Here is a 24566-nt window from a genome sequence, read left to right as displayed (position 1 = left end):
GATGGAAGGAACGCAGAATTCATACATTGTGATCGAACCGTTTGAGCTCAAGCAGCTTCAGGAACTGAAGATCGAGAAGCGGATGAATGAACATGTAAGGCTGACTTTTAAAGGGATCGTTCCGGAAAGCTGCAAGGACAGTTATGTGCAGATGGCCGACGCGCAGACGGAGATCGTGGTAAAAGAAGTCGACGGGGAAGGCAAGCGGGTGACGTTGTTCCACGGCATGATCCTGGATGTGGAAGTTCAAATGGTGAACGGGGTGTACTCCATTTCCGCCCGGGCGGTATCGTCCACCTACAAGCTGGACGTCAAGCCGGTGGACCGTTCTTTCCAGCAGATCGGCCTCGCTTACCGGTCCGTGATGAATCAGGTGGTCGACGCTTATCCTCAGGCCGATTTCATCGATTATGCCTCTAACGGCTCCTCGCTGGAAAGCATGATTTTGCAGTATCGGGAAAGCGATTGGCAACTGCTTAAGCGGCTGGCCTCGCATTTTTACACAGGGGTGGTCCCGGCCGCTATGGATGAGCGGATATTATGCTATATCGGGTTGCCCCGGCTCGGCAGCAAAGGCAAGCTGACCGTGCACAATTACCGCGTCAAAAAGCGGATGGATTTGTATCAGCAGGCGCTGCGCACCCGTATTCCCGGGGTCTCGCAGCATGATTTCGTATTTTACGAGGTGGAATCGCCCCAAGTGCTGGATCTCGGGCATGAGGTGGAATTTGCCGGAAGCAAGCTGCTTGTCAGCGAGGTCGTGATGATGCTGGAGCAAGGGGAATTCAAGCGCAGATATACGCTCGCCAGAGAAGGCGGCCTGGTCGTTCCCAAACAGTACAACAGCACCATCGTCGGAGCTTCGGTCCAGGGGAAGGTGCTGGCCGTCAGCAAGGACACGGTCAAGGTGCATCTGAACATGGACGCGTCACAGGATGAAGGAGGCGCCTGCTGGCTGCCGTACTCGACGATTTATGCGTCCGCGGACAATGCGGGCTGGTACTTCATGCCGGAGCAGGGGGACCAGGTGCGGATATACTTTCCGACGCATGAGGAGAAGGACGCCTTTGCCACCAGCTCGGTGGCGAAAGCGGGCGGCACCCCGGGAAGCGGGACAGCCGGGGGAGAGGCCGGCGCGGCAGCGGGCTCGGGCGCAAGTGCAGGTGCGAGTGGTGGCGGCTCCGGCGGTTCGGCTGGTTCCGGCGGCGATCCGATGCAGGACCCGGAAATCAAAACGCTCAAAACAAAGAACGGCAAAATGATCGTACTGGCGCCGGACTACATTATGATTTCGGGGAACGGCGTATCGATTTTGCTGGAGGACGAGAACGGCATCACGCTGACCAGCAGCAAGGATATCAAGGTAACCGCGACGGAAAATGTGATTCTGCAATCGAAGAATATCACATTGGCGGCAAGCGAAAAGGTGGAAATGAGCTGTAAGGACAGTTCGCTTGTGATCGAGAACGATGTCGCACTCAAAGGAAACCAGGTGCGGAACAACTAGGATTAGGAGGAGGGATGGGGTTGACCTTGACGGATTCGGTAGAACGAGAGGTTACCCGGCTGCGGGATGCGCTGCTGCAAGAAGCCGACAAGTTTTGGCGGGCCGGGAGGATGGAGGCGCATAACGGCGAGCTGATCGCGGCGTTCCGCAGGCTCTTCTTACGCATCCGCAAGCAGCAGGAAGACGGGACGAAGGCCGGAATCGCATTTGTTCATTTTTCTTATTTACGTTCCTGGTTGCTGCAGGGAAGGCTGGTGTACAGCCTGGAAGCTTACGATGATCGCTGGTATGTCGACCGGAACGAATGCGTGGAGATGATTGAGCTGTCGTGGCTTTATCCGCTGCTGCATTCTTTTAAGCGGGAACTCGGCACAAAGCTGTCCGGCACGGTGCCCGAGATGGAGCAGGAAGCGATCTTGCTGCGGGAGATCACGGTTTTGCATCAGTATGTCAGAGAATGGGTGCGCCGGCTCGTGCCGCAGCTGATCGCCCTGCCGGAGTTCCGGCAGGTGGAGCGGGCCGGTGTGCTCCGATTCCGTACCGGGGAATACAAGGATTTCAGCGAACCAATCTGGATGGAAGACGTGGCGGACAAGGATGCGGCGGCCCTGAAACGGTGGCTGGAGCAAAAATGGCCGAATGGTTACATGAACAGCGATTTTCGGGGCCTGAACTTGAGCGGAGGGAATTATGAGCACCTCGATTTGCGCTACAGCCATTGTGAGCGGAGCGATTTTAGCGGGGCTCGTCTAAATCGGAGCGTCTGCATCGGCACCGATTTTAGCCGCGGCATCCTGACCGGCGCCGACCTGAGTCAGAGCCTGCTGTACGATGCCGATTTTAGCGGCAGCGATCTGCGCGGCGCCCGGCTGACGGAAGCTGTGGGCGGCGAACGGTTTATCCACGAGGGGATGGTGCTGGGGCTTGGCGGCGTTCGCTTTAACGGCGCTAATCTCGAAGGCGCCAACCTGCTGTACGCCGATCTGGCCGGGGCCGATTTCCGGGGAGCGCATATGGCCGGAGCCGCGATCCTGAAGCGGGATGCCGTCCATTGGCGGCTTAGCGAAGAACAGAAACGCAGCGTCGTCTGGATGGAAGAGGACGACAGCGGCGTTCCCGTACCGGCGGGTGAATAGAAAGGGGGATGGCGGTGCACTATTTTTTGCTGGAGCAGGATAAACGGAGCAAACCGCTGCTCGTGATCGGCGGCCGGCGGGATGGTTTAAGCGGTACGGGCGGCGAGCGCGGCGGACAGACGAGCAACAGTTTGTATGTGCGGGAAGATGCGGAGGTTCGTTTCCTCGATTATGTCGAGAAGCCGCGCCGTATGGTGTCAAACCGGATGAAGCAACTGTTGGAATTGTATGAAGCCGGTCTGAACTGGACCTCCGTTATTTTGACGGCCAAAGAGGCCAAGCGGCAGGAGCTTTACTGGTTTTTGGAACCGAGGGAGCGGGAAGTGTTATTGGATCGAAGCCGACGCGACCGGTTCGGTCATGTGACCGCATGCGTGTTGGACGGAAGACGGCTGGGGAGCGAGCGGATCTTGTGCGCGGAAGGGCAGGTCATCGTCCATCTGGACGTGGCCGAAAGTCTGCTGCGCCGGGCTTATTCGGGGCTGCACTTCACCCCCGTGGAAGTGGACGGTGGATCGAAATTTTAAGTGAGGGGGACTAAATGATGGCATCTGCAAAAGGAACACGCACCGTTGTGCAGGAGTCGGCCACCGAGGAGTTCAGCTACGTGGTGCGCGGGGCGATGCTGCGCTGTGCGTGCGGCAGTCATCCGAACATGCTGAATCTGCCGACGAGTCACGGCATGTACATAAAAGGTCAACCGCTGATGAATGTGGGGGACAGCAAGATCGAGGACAATATTTCCACCTTCGGGGTATGCGAAGCGAGGGACAAGCCGTGCGAGCCCGATGTGCATATGGAGTGGGTGAACGGCAAGCCGGATTTAATGGTTGAGGACAAGCCTGCGCTGCTAAGTTGCTCTTATGTCACTTGCGCACACCATGAGAACGGCATCATTTATGTGGAAGACGACGGCCAGAAATAAAGGGAAAGGAGGAGCGGCATGCTGGAGCAAAAAGTACAAAGAAGTGAGCCCGTGAGCCTTACGCTTGGGGATCTATATCTAACATGGCCGTACGGCCGGCTTCGCCTGGAGGGGATCAAGATCATCCGCCATCCGGGCAATCACGCGCGGTTAATGCTGCGGGGATTACTGCCGGAGCATAACGGCGAAGAAATCGTCGAGCGGGCAAGCAGTGGCGACCGCGTCGGATTATGGGGACACGGCCGGGGCGGTCTCCCGGACTATCCGCTGTTTCTGGGACAGCTTCATCAGCTTGAGCTGCATGAGGTGCAAAACAATCAGCACATCGAACTGGTCGTGATTTCGCCAACCTATCAACTGGACATCGAACGGAAAAGCCGTTCGTTTCAGCAGCTAAATATGCGTTACCGCGAAGTGATCGACGAAGTGTTATCTCCTTACAGCCACCGCCTTCAGGAAAATGCGTTCGATACGTCGCGGCCAATCGGGAAGCTGCTGCTTCAGTACGAAGAGACGGATTGGGAGTTTCTGCAGCGGGTCGCTTCCCACGCGGGGGCGGTGTTGACGCCGGACGTCTCCGGGGATGAGGCGCGGATCTGGATCGGAGCTCCCGCCCGATCCGGCCGGTTGAAGCTGCCGGAAGGGACGGCCTATCGGCTCGGACGGGAGGTGGATGCCTTCCTGACCGCGATCGCGGCGCCGAACGAGAGACTGCGGGAGAACTCTTTTACCCGTTGTGTGGTCAGGCTGGAGCAACTGCTTCAGTTGGGTGATCAGGTGGAGCTTGGCGGCGTGTGGTTTACGGTCATGGGGCTGGAGGCGGAACTCCGTAAAGGCATTCTCGAGTTTGATTATTTGTGTGCGCTGCCCGAAGGGATCCGGCAAAACCAGCGGTACAATCCGTATTTGGTCGGGCTGGCGTTAGAAGGCAAGGTTATCGGTGTTGCTCCCAATATGGCCAAAGTACATCTGGATATCGATCCGGAGCAGAGTGAAGCGGAAGCCGTCTGGTTCCCTTATTCTTCGCCGTTCAGCCATTTGCTGCATACGATGCCGCAGGTGGGGTCGCGGGTCAAGCTGTATTTCCCGGGCAAAGACGAGGACGACGCGATGCTGATCAATTCGGTGCGCACGCCTTTGTCCGCCGGCGGAGAAGCGTCCGCCAAAGCCGGTCAGAAAATGGCCGATTCCACGGTAAAATCGTTTACTACCAGCTATGGCAAGGATTTTGTACTGGGACTGCAGGACATTTCTTTTACGGCCAAAGAGGGCTCGCTGTACTTGTCGATTCATGAGGGCACGGGGATCGAGCTGCACAGTGAACAGGATATCGTCTGGATGGCACCGGAGAAAATCGATTTTAGCGGGTTCAAGCAGTTTCAGGCGATCGCGGAAGAGGAAATCATCGTCGTCGGCAAGGGCGGCAGCATGATCATAAACGACAATGTGGAAATCGCCGGTCAGGTCATTGTGGCCGAAGGCCGGGATCGGCAGCCGTTTGAGAAGCTGACCAATCCGGAAGCCGAGCAGGCGAAGATCGATAAGGAAAAAGAAGGGTTCTGGGACAAGATCCAGACCGGTCTGGACGTACTGGGCATGCTGCCCGGCGTCGGCGCGGTGTTCGATGTGCTCAACGCGGGGATCAGCCTGGCTCGCGGGGATGTTGTAGGCGCGGGTCTGTCGCTCGTATGCATGATCCCCGGGGTCGGGGACGCCTTTGGCGCCGCCCGTCTGGCGGGGAAGGCCGCGAGCAAGATCGGCAAGGCGGTAGTGAAGTTTGGCGGGGAGAAGGTCCTGAAGCTGGGCAAAAGCCAAATGGACAAGGTGCTTACGGCCGCGAAAAAGGTCGTGGGCCAGACCGATGTCATTCAGAAGCAGGTCGCGGAAAAACTGGCGAAAATGCAGGACGAGCTGGCGGAGCGAACGGGCAAGCTGGTGCAGGCGGCCTTGGAAAAATCCGGTTTACACAAAGCGCTGACCGCTTTGAATCACAAGGTGCTGAAAAATTTCACATGTACAGAAGGGTTAAGTGAGAAGTTCTGTAAATGGGGCTTTGAGCCTGTGGATTTAATTACCGGACGGATGATAAGCCAGGCCACGGACTTCGAGTTCCCCGGCCCCCTGCCCTTGGTCTGGGAGCGCCGGTGGATCAGCGACAGCGGGTACCGCGGCTGGCTCGGTCACGGTGTGCATCATGCCCTCGATATGCGCCTCGCCGTGCTGAAGGAGGGCATCGGGGTGCTGCTCGGCGATGGCCGGGCGGCGGCGTTCGAACTGCTGCACCGTGGCCGCGTGGAGACGTTTAACCGCGCCGAGCGGCTGACACTGCGCCGCCTGGGGCACAACTACGCGCTGTATGAGCATGAGCGGCGGTTGACGTATTATTTTGCGCCCGTGCCCGGGGTTAGTTTCGGCTCGGAGGCTACCGCATCGTTCTCTGCAGGCTCGGCATCGGGAGAGGAGACAAGGACAAAGGCGGAGACGCTGTCGGCGGGGGCAACACGGCATCCGGTGGCGGTTGACGATGCGGAGGAGGATACCTCCGTCCCGTACCAGTTGGTGCGGGTGGAAAACGAACTTGGTCAGCGGATTGAGCTGCATTATGATGAGCGGGGCTTTTTGCAGCAGGTCATAGACAGTGTGGGACGTGTGCTGGAGGTCGATACGGATGCTGCGGGGAGGATCACGAAGGTCACTCATGTGTACCGCACAAACCCGGACAGCCGGCTGAGTGAGCAGCGCGAGGTGCTGGTGCAGTACCGGTATAACGAAGCGGGCGATCTGGTCGCCATTACGGACGCGCTGGGACAGACCACGTATCAAACCTATGACCAGCATCTGCTGATTGGGAAGAAGGACCGCAACGGATACCGTTTTTACTGGCGTTATGACGGCCCTACCACCGGCGCGCGCTGTGTGCATACGTGGGGCGAAGATGGGTTGTTGGAAGGGCGAATCGCCTATTTTGACGGGTACAATGAGGTGACGAACAGCCAGGGGCATACGACAAGGTATGAATATACCCCGGACTATTATTGTACGGCGATCGTCAACCCGCTGGGCGGCCGCACCGAATATACGTACAGCGATACGGCCGACCTGCTCAGCGAAACGGACCCGGACGGCCGGAAGACGGAGTATGTGTACGACGAGCTCGGGCAATTGGTGCGGACGATCCAGCCGGACGGCGGCAGTTGGCAGTATAAGTACAGCGAGCAGGGGCAGTTGCTGCAGGTGACCGACCCGGAAGGCGGTAGTCAGTCGTGGGTGTATGACGAACGGGGGAGATTATACAGAATCATCGGCCCCGAAGGGACGGTTGCGACGTTCGCGTATGATGAACACCACCGGATTCGCGAGGTGCGTAACCCGTCGGGGGCGGCGACGCTCCTGGCTTATGACGACCACTGCAATTTAACCCGGATGACGCTTGCGGACGGATCGAGTGCCGAGTGGCGCTATAATAACCGGGGCGAGATGGTTCAGGAGACGAACCCTCTCGGCGCAAAGCAAAGCCTGGAATATGACGCGCTGGGCCGCGTGGTTCGCGCGGAGCTGCCGGACGGCAATGTGGTCAAGTTGCGGTACAATGCGTATGAGGAAGTGATCGCCGCGGAGGATGCCAAGCTGCGCGTCACTTTCGGGTATACTCCGCTCGGCCAGTTGACCTGGCGCGAAGCCAAAGGCAAGCGGGTTGAGCTGGTCTACAACAACGAGGAAGAGCTGACTGCGGTCGTGAATGAGCACGGGGAGCGCTATGTGCTTGAACGTGACGCGAACGGCGAAATTGTGCGGGAAACCGGGTTTGACGGCATTGTCAGACAATATGTGCGCAGCCCGGGTGGGATGCTGGAGAGAGTGGAGCGTCCCGGCGGCCGGTGGTCGGCTTTCAGTTATGATGAGATGGGCCGTGTGACTCAGACAGACTATAGCGACGGTTTGAGCGAAACGTTCAGGTACAACCGGATCGGAGTTTTGTTGGAGACCTCCAATCCGTTTGCTGCGATCAAGCTGGAGTATGATGCGACCGGTCGCCTGATCAAGGAATGGCGGGACCGTTATTGGATCGCCAGCACGTATGATGAACTCGGTAACCGAAAGGAAATAAACAGCAGCCTGGGTGCACAAATCAGGATGGACCGGGATGTGCTGGGCCAGATCAGCCAGTTGCAGGCCGAGCAAAAAGGGCAGGGACAAGAGCAGGCTGATCCCGGAACGGCCTCGGCGGGAACGGCCATGCCATGGACGGCGCAGATGTCTTACAACAAGCTGGGGCAAGAGATCGAAAGGTTGCTCCCCGGCGGCGTAGTGAGCCGATGGCAATACGACATCGCCGGCAGACCGGAGCGGCATAGCGTAAACATCGGCGGCCGGGAAAGCCGGAAGAGAAGGTATGCCTGGGATATCAACTACAGGCTGAAATCACTGACGAACGAACTGACCGGCAAACAAATCAGCTATAACTATGACGATTTCGGCACCCTGATTGGGGCCAGCAATGAGTTTAATAAAATCTTCCGCATGGTCGACGATGTCGGGAACCTATACAGCTGCGGCCTGCGCACGGACCGGAAATATGGCGCGGGCGGGCGCTTGCTGGAGTTCGAAGGAACGAAGTACAGCTATGACGAGGAGGGTCAACTGATCGAAAAGGTGGACCCGGACAAAACTCGCTGGCGTTACGAGTATTACGCCAACGGCATGATGAGCAAAGTCGTGCGGCCGGACGGCCAGGAAGTGGTGTTCACGTACGACAGCTTGGGCCGCCGGATTGAGAAGCGCTTCAAAGGCGTAGTATACTGCTATATATGGGACGGGAACCAGATTTTGCATGAGTGGGCAGCGGAGAGTAAACCAGGAGAGCAGGAAGGAAACCCTGAATCTGCTGCTTTAGCTGCACCTCAAGGAGCGGCAGAAAAATTTAAGTACCTGCTAGCTCAACCCACTGTTGCGCAAGAACCCGACCCCGCGAGCCTGACGACCTGGGTGTTTGAAGACGGAACCTTCCGCCCGGCCGCCAAAATCACGGCCAACGGGACATACAGTATCATCACCGACCACCTGGGCACCCCGGTAGAGATGTATGATGAGCAAGGGGAACGCGTCTGGGCCGCCGAATTGGATATTTACGGGGATATCCGCGGGATTTATCTGCGGGGCAAGAGATCCGATTGCCCGTTCCGATACCCGGGTCAATACGAGGACGTGGAAACGGGGCTGTACTACAACCGCTTCCGCTACTACTCGTCGCATGAAGGAATGTATACGCAGCAGGACCCGATCGGGCTGGCGGGGAATAACCCGACGTTGTATGGGTATGTGGGTGATCCGAATAGTTCTATCGATACGTTTGGACTACTAGAATTAATACCTGGCTCACCGTTACCAGATGGTACAAGGGTTTTTAGAATTTCTCAAGAGAAAGGAATACAAGCTTTCTTACCAAATCAACGTGAAATTGAAGCAGCATCGAAAGGAAGATTGAATCCGAATGGAATTTCATTAATAAGGGCGAATAATGCAGAACATGCACAGGAAATTTGGAATAGTGCGTTTCCTGAACGACAAGTAGAACTAACTTCAATTAAAGGGTCATCTGTTGAAAAAATTAGAGAATCTGGATTTGATGTTATACATGATCCATCTAAAAAAGGAAGACTGGGTGAAAATCATGCTCGATTAACACACCCACAAGGTTTTGTAGGTTTTACAGAGAGTAATTTACAAAATCTCTCAGGGAAATTCTCTTGTAAAGGAGGTTAAAAATGCTCGCTTATAAATATGATTACATTTTTTCTGAGAAATTAAATAAAGATCTAGCCTATATTGAAATTCAAGAATTCGATATGGAATATCATTTTCAGGGAGACATCTTAAAAAATAATCTTCCTGAAGAATTAATCGAACTTACAAGAGAATATTGGGGATGTGTCGATGATTTTTCAATTAGTTTATTAGATGATATTGTAACTGAGATTCAATCCTATAAACTAAAATTGCGACAAAATAATTTAAAAATTTTTGATCCAGAAATAGATTTGGAAGATAACATAATAAAATTTACAATTAAATATTTTACTTCAAATGGGGTATATGATGATTATCCTGAATAACTAGGGTCAAAGTATATTTTTTAAATTTAACAAAAAGTGTTGCTCAAATAATTTTGTATTTTTCAATCTTGATTTAGCTAGTTAAAACACAACACATGTAAAGAAAATGTATAGCTCTTTTCTTTACATGTGTTTTTGTGTTTTAAGCGAAATTACTTGTACAATATTCGGTGGATTGGTATTTATAAGAAAATATGTTTGCAGTCTTGTGGAACGGCGTTCGGCTGGAGTTCGGCAGCCTGGTCAAGAAATGGTGGGACTATTATTGGGTCGCCAGCACGTACGATGAACTCGGCAACCGCAAAGAGGCTATCTTAAGATACGCGATACTGGTGAAATTCTGGCAAAAAATATAACTATAAAGGGAGCTCTCGATAAATCCTTAAAATGGAATAAGAAGCAAGTGAAAATGCTAGGAGGTAAGTGCCCATGACAAGTAAACTTCAATTAACACTTCATATGCAAGGAATTGTTATATTTGACCCTGCTAACTTAGATAGATTTGTTAAGGATAACGGGATAGTAAGCTCAGATTTAGTTACCTATTTTTATGAGCACGAGCTTGTAGGCGAGGAAGCTATATATCAAGGAGTTATAATCCCGATTTATCCAATACCGGATATTGACTATACTATTTATATCAATAATAGCAATAGTAACAAACAGATTATCCCGGAGGGATGGAAGATATTCGAAACAGAAAGGTTATTTCCTCTTACAGTTACAAGCGGAAAGTTGGTCGTGTCAGATATAGAATCTATTATTTATTGGGATCCCAGTTTTTACATGGATTATGACTTTTTTCAAGAGAATAGGTCAAGCTCAAGCGATGCTATAAAGCTAAAGAATGGATGCTATGGAGTTCGTATTGTTGGTTTTTGCGAACCGAATAAGGGATATTCAGCGGAATGTGGTTACTTACTTGAGCTACAAGAAAGAGAAGCATTACCAAATTTCGATTTTTCAAAAAGTATTGACCAATACAATTTTAGAGTAGATCCGGAGCGTTAGGTTATTATAGGGTTAAGGCTGTCGAGGAGTCTCGACAGCTATTTTTTTATGAGCATTTTTCATAAATTTGATTCTTTGTACGACAAGAAATTCTGGGCATAAAAAAGGGACTTCACCCTAACTTGGATCGGATCGAGCAACGAGTTCGGCAGCCTGTTCCGGATGACGGACGATGTCGGGAACCTGTACAGTTGCGGCCTGCGCACGGACCGGAAATATGGCGCGGGCGGGCGCTTGCTAGAGTTCAAAGGAACGAAGTACAGCTATGACGAGGAAGGCCAACTGATCGAAAAGGTGGACCCGGACAAAACTCGCTGGCGTTACGAGTATTACGACAACGGCATGATGAGCAAAGTGGTGCGCCCGGACGGACAGGAAGTGGTGTTCACCTACGACAGCATGGGCCGCCGGATTGAGAAGCGCTTCAACGGCGTAGTATACCGCTATATATGGGACGGGAACCAGATTTTGCATGAGTGGGCAGCGGAGAGTAAACCAGGAGAGCAGGAAGGAAACCCTGAATCTGCTGCTTTAGCTGCACCTCAAGGAGCGGCAGAAAAATTTAAGTACCTGCTAGCTCAACCCGCTGTTGCGCAAGAACCCGCCCCCGCGAGCCTGACGACCTGGGTGTTTGAAGACGGAACCTTCCGGCCGGCCGCCAAAATCACGGTCAACGGGACATACAGTATCATCACCGACCACCTGGGCACCCCGGTAGAGATGTATGATGCACACGGGGAACGCGTATGGGCCGCCGAATTGGACATTTACGGGGATATCCGCGGAATTTATCTCCGTGGCAAGAGATCCGATTGCCCGTTCCGATACCCGGGTCAATACGAGGACGTGGAAACGGGGCTATACTACAACCGCTTCCGCTATTACTCGCCGCATGAAGGGATTTATACGCAGCAGGACCCGATCGGGCTGGCGGGGAATAACCCGACGTTGTATGGGTATGTGGGCGATCCGAATACGGAAGTGGACGTATTTGGGCTGAGTAAGAGTGGGTGTAGTATAAACCGCTCCGTCCGTTATTTCGTCACGCGGGAGGACCGGGTAGACGTGAAGTTGGTGGAAGCGCTGAAAAAGCTACCTCGTAAACCATCTACAGTGCGCCTCACGGGTTTCCTTTCGTATCAATCTGTAGGGAGAACATAGTGATATAAATTCCCTCTATTTCCTTCAAATGAACGGATAGGCATTACGGATCCTTACAAGGTAAAGGTGACGACAAACTAATACGAAAAAGAACAAGCCCCTTCGGGAAGCTGATTTCCTTGAGGGCTTGTTCCACTTCTATGATTTACACTGCAATAGCCTTCAAATCCGGTGAAACCATCAGCTTAGCCTCGGTTGCCTTCTGAACGTCTTCCACCGACAAACCCGAAGCGATTTCCTTCAGTAGCAGCCCTTTGCCTGGAATCACATCGATGACGGCCATTTCGGTAACGATGGTCTTTACAACATTTACGGCGGTTAGGGGGAGCTTGCAGGTTTTCAGGATTTTCGGCGCTCCGTCTTTGGTCAGATGCTCCATGGCTACGATCACCCGCTTGGCTCCAACCACCAAATCCATGGCCCCGCCCATACCCGGCACTTTTTTCCCGGGAATCATCCAGCTTGCCAGGTTGCCTTGCTCATCGACCTCCAGGGCGCCCAGAACGGTGATGTCTACATGCCCTCCGCGAATAATGGAAAAAGATAGCGTACTGTCGATAAAACAAGCTCCTTTTACGGTAGTTACGTAGTTTCCGCCAGCATCGATACAATCGAGTCTTTCCTTTCCCTGAGCCGCTTTGGGACCTACGCCGACAATTCCATTCTCAGCCTGCAGCGTAATATGCACGTTTTCGGGGATATAGTCCACCGCCATGGTAGGCAGGCCGATTCCAAGGTTGACGATATCGCCGTCTTTAAATTCCCGGGCTATTCTTCTAACGATTAATTCTCGGTTATTCATGCTTAATCTCCCACCTTTACGATCGCATCGACAAAGATTCCGGGGACGTTGACATGATTGGGATCAATGTCCCCTGCCTTTACGTATTCGTCCGTCTGTGCAATGACATACTCGGCCGCCGTTGCCATAATGATATTGAAGTTGCGTGAAGAGCCGTTGATGACCAGGTTCCCCGCTTCATCCCCCTTATGGGCGCGAATTAACGCCACGTCCGCTTTGAGCGGTAGCTCCAGCAAATATTCCCGTCCGTCTATCTCCAGCTTCTGTTTACCTGCCTCGACAACGGTGCCTACGCCTACAGGGGTTAAAACACCGCCCAAGCCCGCTCCTCCCGCGCGGATTTTTTCCGCGAGCGTGCCTTGCGGGAAGAGCTGCACATCCGCTTCTTTCGTCATCAGGAGTCTTCCTGTTTCCGGATTGGCGCCGATGTAGGAAGCAAAAATCCGCTTTACTCGGCCGCTTTTCACAAGCTCATAGATCGATAGTTCCGATGTGCCCGTGTCGTTGGAAATTACGGTTAGATTGCCGGCGGAATTAGTGTCGACCAGCGCGCGCACCAGCTCTTCCGGATAACCTCCGGCGAGAAAACCGCCGACCATCACCGTATCCCCGTCTTTCACCTTCTTAACCGCTTCTTCCGCAGAGATGATTTTGTTCATCATGTTTCTCCCACCCTTATTTGATTTTTAGGGAAACTAACTTTCTTGGAGATAATCGTGGATGACTCTCGCATAGGGCAGCGTTAAATCGGCGATAAAATGTTTTCCGCCAACATAAGCTTTCACTGGCAAGTCGGCCACAGGGGCATTGACATGGGGGACCAGGAATAATCTGGAGGGCCCTGACCAGGCGCCTTTTACCGTGATGTTTTCCAGATTATACGCCACTAACTGAGCGATTTTCGGAGTGCCGTCAACATCGGGGATCAATTTTAAATTAACCTGGGTTTTGGCGATCGATTTAGCCGTTTCCGCTTCATCGAGAATGTGATATTTGAAAGGCATCGTTCCCACGGCCACCAGGACGTTATTATAGTGCAGTGTGCCCGTCAGCGTCTCGGTTTCTTCGACTCTCAAGCGAGGTTTCGCCCATTTTTTCGGAAATCCCCAGATTTCCCGTCCCCCGAGAATAGCGGGTGCGTTGTCCAAATACATTTGCGCGACAAAATTGCACGGCTTTCCTTGAAAAGTACACGGAATAACAATCCCGCTTTCCTCATAGCTTCCCAAACCGGACGAATCGGGCATCTTGATCCACTCATACGAAACGGTGTTGCTTCCGTCCGGCTCAAGCGGTTCTGGGACCGCCTGTCTAATCGCGGCGGGATCGGATTCATAAGTAATGATAAAAAATTCCCGGTTAATGAAACGGCATGGCGGTCGTCCGTAACTGGCGCTGGCCGCAGGCATCGATTGCAGTGAAAGTACCTCTTTTTGATTCATAACGATCTCGCTCTCCCTTTTTTAGTTAAATGAGTGCATTCTCAACCAGCATCGCGATTCCCATGCCCGTTCCGATGCATAACGAGGCTATGCCGTAACGTGAAGATCTTCGTATCATTTCGTGAACCAGCGTAACCAATATTCTAGCGCCGCTTGCCCCGACAGGATGCCCGATTGCGATTGCGCCGCCATTAACATTGACCTTGTCCGGACGGATCCCAAGCTCCTTCAATACCGCAACTGCTTGCGCGGCGAAGGCTTCATTAATTTCAAAAAGATCGATGTCATCGATGGACATTCCCTGGCGTTTAAGAAGCGACGAAATGGCTTTCACCGGTCCCATTCCCATATAGGCGGGATCGACGCCGACCAACGAGTAACCCTTGATATATGCCAGCGGTTTTAACGCAAGCCCTTTACATTTGTCTTCCGATACGACGAGTACGGCCGCCGCACCATCATTGATTCCCGAAGCATTTCCCGCGGTAACCGTTCCGTCCTTCTTAAACGCGGGCTTTAAACTGGAGAGTTTTTCCTTGGTGGTATCTCCTCTTACGTGTTCGTCTTCCGCGAAACTGATCGTTTCTTTTTTGGTTTTGATCGTGACCGGAACGATCTGTTCCGCAAAAACCTTTTTGTTTCTGGCTTCCGCGGCCTTTATCTGGCTTTGGTAGGAAAATCCATCCTGTTCAAGTCTAGAAATTTTATATTTTTCGGCAACATTTTCTGCGGTAATTCCCATATGGTATTTGTTGATCGGGCACGTAAGGCCGTCGTTCACCAAGGAGTCGACCAGTTCGCCGTTGCCCAGTCTGTAGCCGTTTCGGGCATCGCTTAGCAGATAAGGGGCGTTGGACATGCTCTCCATGCCTCCGGCCATGACGATGCTGCTTTGCTCCGCCAATATGGATTCGTAAGCTAATGCAATGGCATGAAGTCCTGAACCGCAAACCGTGTTGATCGTTGATGCGGGCACATCGATGGGGATGTCGGCTTTGAGCGCCGCCTGTCTGGCGGGGTTCTGGCCAACGCCCGCCTGAAGGACATTTCCCAGAAAGACTTGATCAATCTTAGCCGGCTCTAGTTTGCTTTGCTGAAGGCATGCTGTCATCACGTTGGCCCCCAGTTCGGGAGCGCTTAAAGGCGCAAGGGTTTTGTTAAAGGAGCCGACCGCCGTTCTCAATGGGCTTACTAGTGCAACTTTTTTCATAAACACTCACAATCCTTTCGTTGTGTTTAAGACAAAAAAATCCGTGACTGCATTTTATTTCGTGTTTTCCTCAGATTTAAGAACCACACCTGCTTTGAGTTCCATGGCATCGGAAATTACAGCGAAAAAAACACTGAGCATGACGACCTTGCGTTATCCATCATTTTTTGACAGTCTTCCCTTCTTCCTTTAATTGGAATTTTGTAGCGGTTTTAATCTTAGTTCTAATGCCCAATTTGCTCAATGTTTAAATATAAACATAAAATTTAAAAATAATATATATAATGCCAAATAATACAATATATCTCATTATTGCTTATATTTCCTGGATTTTTCTGAATTTTTCTGAATGTTTCTGCAAATAAAGGAACGAATGTTATATAATGGGAGAAAATGATTGCTGATTGCCATGTGGAGAACGATTTTAAGCTTTCCTGAACTTTGAGGGGAATATCTGAAAATAAACAGAATTTATAGATATAACCGAAATATCAATTTGGAGGAGCCGTGATGGATTGGACTAGGGGCAGCGGTTTAATTGAATATGTCGGGGAGGCGAGATTGGTTTTCGACCACCCGGATTTCCGCATGGAAAAAGCGGACCTTAACCAGATTTTCGCAAACTATGACGGCATTGGGTCAATTTTTTTACGGCGCGAGCCTTTGGTTGGGAACGGACACCGTGATTATCCTTCCGGCGGAAGACGAAGAGATGCGCGTTTATTAAGCTAATCGTTGATGGGGACACCTATCAGATACTATCGCTGGAGTTGTCCAGGGAAGAGATCAGGCACCCCGTTCAGTTAACGGAGGTCAATTTATCAGCACCGCGCAGCCCCAAAAAACTGCTTGTATTTACTTGGCGGAGGTTTGGTTCAGGTGACTTATTTGGCCGGACAGGCTTCGGTTCGTTTCTGGCAGGATTTGAAAAAATGCGAGTTCTTCCAACTTGCCGAAAATGAGAGGTTTGCGGATTTCGATCATGAGTGGCGTAACGGGTTCCGAAGGGAGTCAGTATTTTGTTGGACCAGGATTCCATCCAGGCGATGCTTGACGCGGTGAACCGGGTGTTGGGCGAATAGCGGGGTGAAGCCATGTCGTTCAAAAAGATGGGGCGTCCTCCATCTGACAATCCCAAAAGTGAAAAGATTGAAGTACGTGTCGATCAAGAAATGATGAGCAAGCTCGATGCTTCCGCTGAGAAGCTGAATATGACATGTTAAGATATCGTGAGCAGAGGGATTGAGATGGAATATAACGATCTCCAAAAATAAAGAAGGAAGCGGCTCGTAAACGAAGCGAGTTGCTTTCAGGATTTCAAGTAAGATAAGCGAAGAGGAGCTTGCTCGAACTAACGAAAGCTCCTCTTCTCCGTTTTTTTAAATCCGTTGGTACACGGTTGGTACATTCAGCGTTTTTGAGCATAAAAAAGTTGCGGTCAAAAGCCCCGCAACCGTTGATTTTATAATGGTCGAGACGACAGGATTTGAACCTGCGACCTCTTGCTCCCGAAGCAAGCGCTCTACCAAGCTGAGCCACGTCTCGGCAACGAAAAAATAAATGGTGGAAACATTAATAAATTATACTCCTTTCCCTCGAACTGTAAAGGGGGTTTTTCATGTTTTTTGTGGGCTTGCGATTCAGTCCGGCCCCATTGACGGCGGCTGTTTGGTTTTATATAATGGATGGTGATTTAATTGCAAATTGATTAAACTTTGAAGAGGAATATTAGTTTTCGATTCTGCCACCCAGAGAGCCGGTGTTTGGTGCAAGCCGGTTGGAGAATGGAGATGAACTCGCCTCGGAGTTATGATGCAAAACATCATCGTCTTACCCGCGTTAAGGGTGTAAAGGGAGCGAACGACAAAGCATGTCCGACGCTAACTAGGGTGGTACCACGGGAAATTTCCTCTCGTCCCTAGCGATGATACGCTATGGATCGGGAGGTTTTTTTATATTCTGCACAGGATATATTTGACAATGAATGATTTTAGGGAGGATTACATTATGGCGGACAAAAACGTGCCACACGACGTTTACCAAGCCCAAAACATCGAACCGAAATGGCAAGCTTACTGGGAGAACAATAAAACGTTTAAAACGAAAGAAGATGAGGGGAAACCGAAGTTTTACGCGTTGGATATGTTCCCTTACCCTTCCGGCGCGGGGCTGCATGTAGGCCATCCGGAAGGCTATACGGCTACGGATATCGTATCCCGCTTCAAGCGGATGCGCGGCTATAATGTGCTTCATCCGATGGGCTGGGATGCCTTCGGTCTGCCGGCGGAGCAGCACGCCCTGGATACCGGCGAGCACCCGCGGGATATCACGGTCAAGAATATCAACAACTTCCGGCGCCAGATCAAATCGCTCGGTTTCTCGTACGATTGGGACCGGGAGATCAGTACGACCGATCCGGAGTACTATAAATGGACGCAGTGGATTTTCATCCAGCTTTACAAGAAGGGCTTGGCTTACGTGGCCGAAGTGCCGGTGAACTGGTGCCCTGCCCTCGGAACAGTGTTGGCCAACGAGGAAGTCATCGACGGCAAGAGCGAACGCGGCGGACATCCGGTCATCCGGAAGCCGATGCGCCAGTGGGTGTTGAAAATTACGGAGTATGCCGAGCGTTTGCTCGAGGATCTGGAAGAGCTTGATTGGTCCGAAAGCATCAAGGATATGCAGCGCAACTGGATCGGCAAATCCGAAGGCGCGGAAGTGGTATTCTCGATTGAGGGGAATGAGGACTCGCTCACCGTGTTTACGACCCGCCCCGACACCTTGTTTGGCGCAAGCTACGCGGTGCTGGCTCCCGAGCATGAATTGGTGGAGAAGATCACGACCGAAGCGCAGCGCGAAGCCGTAAAGGCTTACCAGGAGCAGGCGGCGCGCAAGAGCGATCTGGAGCGGACCGATTTGGCGAAGGAGAAGACCGGTGTATTCACCGGCGCTTATGCCGTAAACCCGGTGAACGGGGCCAAGCTGCCGATCTGGATTGCGGATTACGTGCTTGCCGGATACGGGACCGGAGCGATAATGGCCGTGCCGGGTCATGATGAGCGCGACTACGAATTCGCCAAGCAGTTCGATCTGCCGATTATCGAAGTGGTGGAAGGCGGCGATTTGTCCAAAGAGGCATATGCCGGGGACGGACCGCATGTGAATTCCGACTTCCTCAACGGATTGCGCAATGAAGAGGCGATCAAGAAAATGATAGCCTGGCTCGAAGAGAACGGTAAGGGGAAAGGCAAAATAACCTACCGTCTGCGCGATTGGCTGTTCAGCCGGCAGCGGTACTGGGGCGAGCCGATTCCGATTCTCCATCTGGAAGACGGCACGATGAAGCCGGTGCCGGAAGATCAGCTTCCGCTCGTTCTGCCGGATGTGGAAGCGATCAAGCCGTCCGGTACGGGAGAATCCCCGCTGGCCAATGTAACCGAGTGGGTGAACACGACCGATCCGGAAACCGGGATGCCGGCCCGCCGGGAAACGAATACGATGCCGCAGTGGGCGGGAAGCTGCTGGTACTACTTGCGGTATATTGATCCGCACAATGACAAGGAGCTTTGCTCCATGGAGAAGCAGCAGGAATGGCTGCCGGTCGATTTGTACATCGGCGGAGCCGAACACGCGGTTCTTCACCTGCTGTATGCGCGGTTCTGGCATAAAGTCCTCTACGATCTCGGCGTCGTGTCGACGAAGGAACCGTTCCACAAGCTGGTCAACCAAGGGATGATTCTCGGTACGAACAATGAGAAGATGAGCAAGTCGCGCGGGAATGTCATCAATCCGGACGAAATTGTGAACGAGTACGGGGCGGATACGCTGCGGGTTTACGAAATGTTCATGGGGCCGCTGGAAGCGACCAAGCCTTGGAACGCCAACGGCGTTGAAGGGACTCACCGCTTCTTGTCCCGCGTTTGGCGCTTGTTTGTGGCCGAGGACGGTGGTCTGAACGCGAAGATTGTGGACGGCGAAGGCAGCGACGAATTCAAGCGGACCTGGCATAAGACGGTCAAAAAGGTAACGGAAGATTTCGAAGCATTGCGTTTCAACACGGCGATCAGCCAACTGATGATTTTTGTCAACGAAGCCTATAAGACTGATGTTGTTCCGAAAGCGGCGGCGGAGAACTTCGTGCAAATGCTGTCCCCGTTGGCGCCGCATCTGGCGGAAGAATTGTGGGAGAGCCTGGGCCACAAAGAGACGGTGACCTATGAACCATGGCCGACTTATGACGAGGCTTGGACGGTGGACGCCGAAGTGGAAATCGTCGTCCAGGTCAACGGCAAAATCGTCGACCGGACGAAGATTTCCAAGGACCTGGACCAAGCGGCCATGCAGGAGCATGCGTTTGCCCTTCCGAACGTGAAGCAGGCGGTGGAAGGCAAGACGGTCCGGAAAGTGATCGCCGTGCCCGGCAAGCTTGTAAACATCGTCGTCGGCTAAGCTTCCTTGTCCGGGGCGATTCCCGGTTCCGTGCCGAACAGAACATCGAGCCGGCCCAGATCCTCGTCGTACTTCCGGTGGGTCGTTTGAATGAGCCGCTGAAAAACATCCTGAAGCCCGTTTTCCAGCACGGCGATGCCTTCCGCGGTCACGCCGCCCGGGACCGCGACCCGCCGTTGCAGTTCCTGCGGTGTGAAGCCGCCCTCGGTCAACAGTTTGCCCGTGCCGTGCAGCATTTCTGCCCCCAGCCTGACCGCCTCGGGGAGGGTGATTCCCGTGAGTCTTGCGGCCTCTTGCGCCCATTGCTGAAGAATAAAAGCGATGAAGGCCGGACCGCAGCTGGCGATGTCCGAGGCGATTCTCGTCTCGCTCTCCCGGATGGCTACCGGCAGGCTGACCGAGGACATGAGCTGCTCCAGCAGCAGCCGGTCCTCGGGCAGGATACGGCTGCCGTAAACGCAGAGCGATGCTCCGGCCAGGGCAGAGTGCGTAATGCTGGGGATGATCTTGGCGACCTTGGAGGGAATGCGTCCCTCCAGCACGGCAATCCCCACAGGGCTGGTAATGGATACGACGATTTGCCCTTCGTTTAATACGCCCGTCAGCTCTGAGACGACGGACGGATAATCGAGCGGCTTCACGCATAAAAAGACGATATGGCTCCCGTTTACGGCGTCCGCATTACAGTCGGTAATGCGAAGTCCGGGATGCCGATTCGCCAGCAGTTCCGCTTTCGGCATGGAACGGTTGCTGGCGCAAATATGATGCGGGTGCAGTGCACCGGAACGCAGGAAAGCTTCGATCAGCAAGCTTCCCATTGATCCTGTTCCGATGAAAGCTACTTTCATCCCGGTTCCCCCTTCCGTGCGCAACCTGTTTTTATGCACAACCTATTTATATATATGCATCTTGATGGGATTTTCATGACCATGACCTCGGTGTGAATGTGAATAATATAAGAAGCAGAAAGGTGTGTACAGGTTGAAGAGGGGATATGTGATGACGGCGATCGTATCGGCGGTGATCGGAGCGGGTCTGATGCTCTTGGCGCTTGGCGCGGGCCAACCATCCGGGATCGAAGGATGGACGCCGTTAAACGAGAGCGTCGCCGATGCGGTGGCAAGAGTGGGAATCGACGGCGAGGGGCCTGCCGGGAAGGCGCCTTCCGGCGGTCTGAGTGCGGACAAACCTGAGACGAATGCGGGCTCCCTACAAAAGAATGCCGCCGCTTCAAGTCAGGATGCTCCGGTTGCAGCAGGAGGGCAGGCCCTCGGGAACAAATCCGATACCGAACCAAGCACGCTTGGGCAAAGCGGCTTGATCAGCATCAATACCGCCGGAACGGACCAATTGCAGGAAATTCCCGGTATCGGCGAGAAGAAGGCGAAGGCAATCGTGGACTACAGGAACGAACACGGGCCGTTTAAATCGGTGAATGAGTTGACGAATGTCAAGGGAATCGGCGAGAAAATGCTGGAAAAAATGAAGCCTCATATCGGGCTGTAAGAACAGGGGTTATGGCAGGGATGATACCGGATCATCGTAAAGATTGGGATACGTATTTCATGGATATCGCTTATATGGTGTCGACGCGTTCCCAGTGCAGCCGCCGCCATGTCGGCGCTGTGCTGGTCCAGGGTAAAAAGCTGCTGGGCACCGCCTATAACGGAGCTCCGTCGGGCGTCCCCGATTGCTCCGAGGCCGGCTGCATGATTGCCGAGGAATATGAACTTTCCGTGGTGGATGGCAAGGAGACCATGATCAAGAAGCAGCGCTGTGTCCGTACAATTCATGCGGAACAGAATCTGCTGTTGTTTACGGATCGGATCGACCGCGAAGGATCGAGCGTCTACGTGACGGACGAGCCTTGTTGGACCTGCGCCAACATGCTGGCCAACAGCGGGATCACGGAAGTGGTGTTCCATCGGCCTTACCCGAAGGATACGGGGAAAGTCACGGCAATGATGGGACAGAAGGGCATCACGTTCCGGCGCCTCGAATCGTATGAGCCGCCGCGCGAAACCGCGACTCAAATTGAAAACTGAATCACTTCGGATTTCGGTCAATGGATGCAGGAAGAACCTCATCTGCTTGGGAGCAGAGGGGGTTCTTTTTTGTGGCAAACTTTTTTGACGGACAGGAGCGAGGACGATGGAGCGCAGACCTCTAGCGGCAATCGCCTGCTGTTGGATTGCCGGCAGCGGCTTGCTTTACTGCTTTGGAGGCTATACATTTTTGCTGTTATGGGGCGGATTGACTTTGATCGTTCCGCTGCCGGCGGCACTGGGGCGGGTGCCTTGGAAGCGGGTGGTGTTAATGTGGGCGGCCTTTTCACTCGGTGCGGCCTATTGGATTTACAATGATGCCGGAAACGTCAGTCATATAGAAGAGAGGCCGACACAGCCGGGGAATGATCTCCTGGCGGAAAAAGCGGTGGGCAGCGTGGAGGGAACCATTGTGTCCGCGGTCAAAGTGGACGGGGATCGGGCCGATTTCATTCTGCGCCTTAGCCGGTATTCCTGGTCGGATAAACCGGACAGTACTCCGAATGCAGGGCAAAAACGGTCGCCATGGGTTAACAGCCCCCGGGAAAAGGTGGCCGTTCAGGTCCGCTTGTCCTCGAAGGAGGAAGCCAAGGAGGCATCCGCCTGGAAGCGGGGACAGCGGATCTCGATGCACGGTACGTTCGAACGTCCGGGGAACGCCCGGAACTACGGAGGTTTTGATTACTGCAACTATTTGCACAACCAGCGGATTCATTGGCTATTCAAGGTGAAGGGGGCCTCCGGGATCAACTTCCTTCCGCCGGACAATTTCGACATCCCCGTTTGGCTAGGCAAGGTCGACGGCCTTCGGGAAGCGCTCGGCAGGCGGGTACAAGAGCTGTTTCCGGGGTGGCAGGCCGGCTACATGCAAGGGCTGATCATCGGTCTGGAAGATGAGCTCGAGCCCGAGAAGTATGCTCAATTTACCAATCTGGGTCTCACACACATTTTGGCGATTTCCGGGAGCCATGTCGCGATTAACGTGGGACTTATTTTTGGCTTGCTCCGCTTATGCCGCGTCAGCCGTGAAACCTCACTGTTGATCGTGATGGCCTTTGTTCCGGCCTATGTGCTGTTAACCGGCTTCTCTCCATCCGTCATCCGGTCGGGAGTGATGACCCTGCTGGGTCTATATCTGCTGCGAAAGCGGCTGATCAAGGACGGCATGAACATGCTGTCGGCCGCGGCGCTGCTGATGCTGGTGTGGGAGCCGTATTTTTTATTGAACGTCAGCTTCCAGTTGTCCTTTGCCGTCACGGCCGGGCTGATGCTTTATGTACCGCTTTTGACCTCTCATCTCCATTGGCTTCCCGAGCGGATCCGGGGGGCTGTCGCTATAACGGTGGCGGCCCAGCTCGTTTCTTTTCCGCCCACCATTTTTTACTTTAATCAGTTTTCCTTGCTTTCATTGGCGGCCAATCTGCTGATCGTCCCGCTGGTAAGTCTGGTGGCTCTGCCGCTCGGCACCTTTGCCCTGCTGTTGAGCGGGGTATGGCTCCGTTTGGGGCAATGGCTGGCCTATCCGGTGCGTTGCGTTAATGCGCTGACCTTTGTAGCCGCGGAATGGCTGGATGCGCGAAGCGGATTTATGACTTTCTGGAAATCGCCATCCTTGCTATGGATCGCTTTCTTCTATATAGTGACATATTGGCTATTAAAAAGAACTATCCCGGACATCCGGCGGGGCGGTCCGTTTGCGGCAGCATCATGCCTGCAGGATACCGCTCCCCTTCCGGCAAAGCCGGAGGCAGCGCATCCGGCCGTTCCGTTTTTGTCCAACCATCCCCGCGACCGCGTCCGGAAAAGGGCGGCTTTCAACGGCTGCCTTGCGCTCTGCCTGCTCGCTCTTCTTATCCTGGGGTACCAGCCGGATTTCAAGCGGGGGATCGGCTATATTCAATTCATCGATGTGGGGCAAGGAGATTGCGCTTTAATCACGACACCCGGCGGTTTGCACCTCCTGGTCGACGGCGGGGGCACCGTATCTTTTCGCAGACCGAAGGAGGCGTGGCGGGACCGGAGGGTTCCGTTTGAGGTCGGCGCCAAGACGGTAGTTCCTTTGTTGAAGAAGCGGGGGGTCCACCGGCTGGACGCCATAATTCTAACGCATGGGGACCAGGATCATATCGGCGGCCTGCAAGCGGTCGTTGACCAATTCCCGGTTGAAGCTCTAATCACGAACGGATCGCTTGCGGAATCCGCCACCATGAACAAGCTGATGAAGACGGCGCTATCCAAGGAAATTCCCATATATGCCGCATATAAAGGCATGAGGCTTACCCCCGACGCGCGCACGACCCTTGAGTTTTTATCGCCCTCCCCGGATCGCGTTTCGCCGGGAGCGGGCATTCCTTACGTAAAAGACCAGAACCGGAGATCGGTGGTGTTTCGGTTGAAGATGGATGGCAGGACTTTTATGTTTACCGGTGATATGGATGAGGCGGCCGAGCGGGAAGTGCTGGAAATCAAGGAACTGGCGACAGGAAAAGAAACCACCGATGTGCTGAAAGTGGCGCATCACGGCAGCAAAACCTCCACCTCGGCCGATTGGCTTCAGGCGATCCGACCCGGAGCATCCGTCATTTCAGTCGGGGCCGCCAATACATACGGACATCCCAATGGGGATGTGCTGAAGCGCCTTACGGAAGGCGGGAGCGCGGTTTACCGGACGGATCGGATGGGGGAGGTTCAGATAGTCATCAACAAAGGTGAGATTTTTGTAAGAACAAAGCTCGTCGCTCCCGCCCCCTAGCATAAATTATAGA

At 53.3% G+C, this 24566-nt stretch carries 18 protein-coding genes, 1 tRNA gene and 1 other annotated feature; of the genes, 13 read left to right on the top strand and 6 right to left on the bottom strand.

The features are described from left to right. Position 1 precedes the first annotated feature (1 nt). The 9 genes from V4U84_RS13545 (at position 2) to V4U84_RS13505 (ending at position 11853) form a co-directional block, all read left to right on the top strand. Entirely contained in the window at positions 2-1507 is a 1506-nt protein-coding gene (locus V4U84_RS13545; RefSeq protein WP_334077305.1) for a phage baseplate assembly protein V, read from the top strand. 20 nt (positions 1508-1527) lie between these two features. Further along, positions 1528-2643 carry a pentapeptide repeat-containing protein gene (locus V4U84_RS13540; RefSeq protein WP_334077304.1) on the top strand — a complete coding sequence of 372 codons (1116 nt, stop codon included), beginning with the start codon at positions 1528-1530 and terminating at the stop codon, positions 2641-2643. 14 nt (positions 2644-2657) lie between these two features. Next, a complete protein-coding gene (locus V4U84_RS13535; protein WP_334077303.1) occupies positions 2658-3170 on the top strand; it encodes a hypothetical protein in 513 nt (170 codons plus the stop codon). 17 nt (positions 3171-3187) lie between these two features. Beyond that, the gene (locus V4U84_RS13530; RefSeq protein WP_334077302.1) at positions 3188-3568 is read left to right on the top strand and encodes a DUF4280 domain-containing protein; all 381 of its coding nucleotides are present in this window, start codon (positions 3188-3190) and stop codon (positions 3566-3568) included. Between the two features lie 18 nt (positions 3569-3586). Then, on the top strand, positions 3587-9331 hold the full coding sequence (locus tag V4U84_RS13525; protein ID WP_334077301.1) for a DUF6531 domain-containing protein: 5745 nt from the start codon (positions 3587-3589) through the stop codon (positions 9329-9331). 2 nt (positions 9332-9333) lie between these two features. Then, positions 9334-9681, top strand: a complete 348-nt coding sequence (locus tag V4U84_RS13520) for a hypothetical protein (RefSeq protein WP_334077300.1) — start codon at positions 9334-9336, stop codon at positions 9679-9681. Positions 9682-9875: 194 nt separating this feature from the next. Then, on the top strand, positions 9876-10037 hold the full coding sequence (locus V4U84_RS13515; RefSeq protein WP_334077299.1) for a hypothetical protein: 162 nt from the start codon (positions 9876-9878) through the stop codon (positions 10035-10037). Between the two features lie 73 nt (positions 10038-10110). Beyond that, a complete protein-coding gene (locus tag V4U84_RS13510; RefSeq protein ID WP_334077298.1) occupies positions 10111-10692 on the top strand; it encodes a hypothetical protein in 582 nt (193 codons plus the stop codon). A gap of 162 nt (positions 10693-10854) precedes the next feature. Further along, positions 10855-11853, top strand: coding sequence for an RHS repeat domain-containing protein (locus V4U84_RS13505; protein WP_334077297.1), 999 nt, complete (start codon positions 10855-10857; stop codon positions 11851-11853). A 145-nt stretch (positions 11854-11998) separates the two neighbouring features. On the opposite strand, the gene V4U84_RS13500 is transcribed toward V4U84_RS13505, so the two are convergent. The 5 genes from V4U84_RS13500 to V4U84_RS13480 all read right to left on the bottom strand — a co-directional run bounded on the left by V4U84_RS13500 (position 11999) and on the right by V4U84_RS13480 (position 16852). Beyond that, positions 11999-12655, bottom strand: coding sequence for a 3-oxoacid CoA-transferase subunit B (locus V4U84_RS13500; RefSeq protein WP_334072014.1), 657 nt, complete (start codon positions 12653-12655; stop codon positions 11999-12001). A 2-nt stretch (positions 12656-12657) separates the two neighbouring features. Then, positions 12658-13317: a CoA transferase subunit A gene (locus tag V4U84_RS13495; protein WP_334077296.1), complete on the bottom strand. Its 660-nt coding sequence runs from the start codon at positions 13315-13317 to the stop codon at positions 12658-12660. A gap of 33 nt (positions 13318-13350) precedes the next feature. Next, positions 13351-14097 (bottom strand): acetoacetate decarboxylase, encoded by a 747-nt coding sequence (locus tag V4U84_RS13490; RefSeq protein ID WP_334077295.1) that lies wholly within the window; start codon positions 14095-14097, stop codon positions 13351-13353. Between the two features lie 25 nt (positions 14098-14122). Continuing rightward, entirely contained in the window at positions 14123-15307 is a 1185-nt protein-coding gene (locus tag V4U84_RS13485; RefSeq protein WP_334077294.1) for an acetyl-CoA C-acetyltransferase, read from the bottom strand. Positions 15308-16775: 1468 nt separating this feature from the next. Next, positions 16776-16852: transfer RNA gene (locus V4U84_RS13480), tRNA-Pro, on the bottom strand. 161 nt (positions 16853-17013) lie between these two features. After that, positions 17014-17230, top strand: a binding site (T-box leader). A gap of 84 nt (positions 17231-17314) precedes the next feature. Between V4U84_RS13480 and leuS the strand changes: the two genes are divergently transcribed. Beyond that, positions 17315-19756 (top strand): leucine--tRNA ligase, encoded by a 2442-nt coding sequence (leuS, locus tag V4U84_RS13475; protein ID WP_334072009.1) that lies wholly within the window; start codon positions 17315-17317, stop codon positions 19754-19756. Here leuS and comER read toward each other — a convergent pair. After that, a complete protein-coding gene (gene comER / locus V4U84_RS13470) occupies positions 19753-20604 on the bottom strand; it encodes a late competence protein ComER (RefSeq protein WP_334072008.1) in 852 nt (283 codons plus the stop codon). The two genes, leuS and comER, sit on opposite strands and share 4 nt — an antisense overlap. 151 nt (positions 20605-20755) lie before the next feature. Between comER and V4U84_RS13465 the strand changes: the two genes are divergently transcribed. The 3 genes from V4U84_RS13465 (at position 20756) to V4U84_RS13455 (ending at position 24553) form a co-directional block, all read left to right on the top strand. After that, on the top strand, positions 20756-21262 hold the full coding sequence (locus V4U84_RS13465) for a ComEA family DNA-binding protein (protein ID WP_334077293.1): 507 nt from the start codon (positions 20756-20758) through the stop codon (positions 21260-21262). Positions 21263-21282: 20 nt separating this feature from the next. Beyond that, positions 21283-21801 carry a deoxycytidylate deaminase gene (locus V4U84_RS13460; protein ID WP_334072006.1) on the top strand — a complete coding sequence of 173 codons (519 nt, stop codon included), beginning with the start codon at positions 21283-21285 and terminating at the stop codon, positions 21799-21801. 106 nt (positions 21802-21907) lie between these two features. Then, complete coding sequence (locus V4U84_RS13455; protein WP_334077292.1) at positions 21908-24553, top strand: DNA internalization-related competence protein ComEC/Rec2; 2646 nt, start codon at positions 21908-21910, stop codon at positions 24551-24553. Positions 24554-24566 lie beyond the last annotated feature (13 nt).

The organism is Paenibacillus sanfengchensis (genome assembly GCF_036864765.1).
GTDB classification, from domain to species: Bacteria; Bacillota; Bacilli; order Paenibacillales; family Paenibacillaceae; genus Fontibacillus; species Fontibacillus sanfengchensis.
The sequence above is the reverse complement of the archived record's forward strand: the minus strand, read 5'-3'. Positions and strand labels throughout refer to the sequence as shown.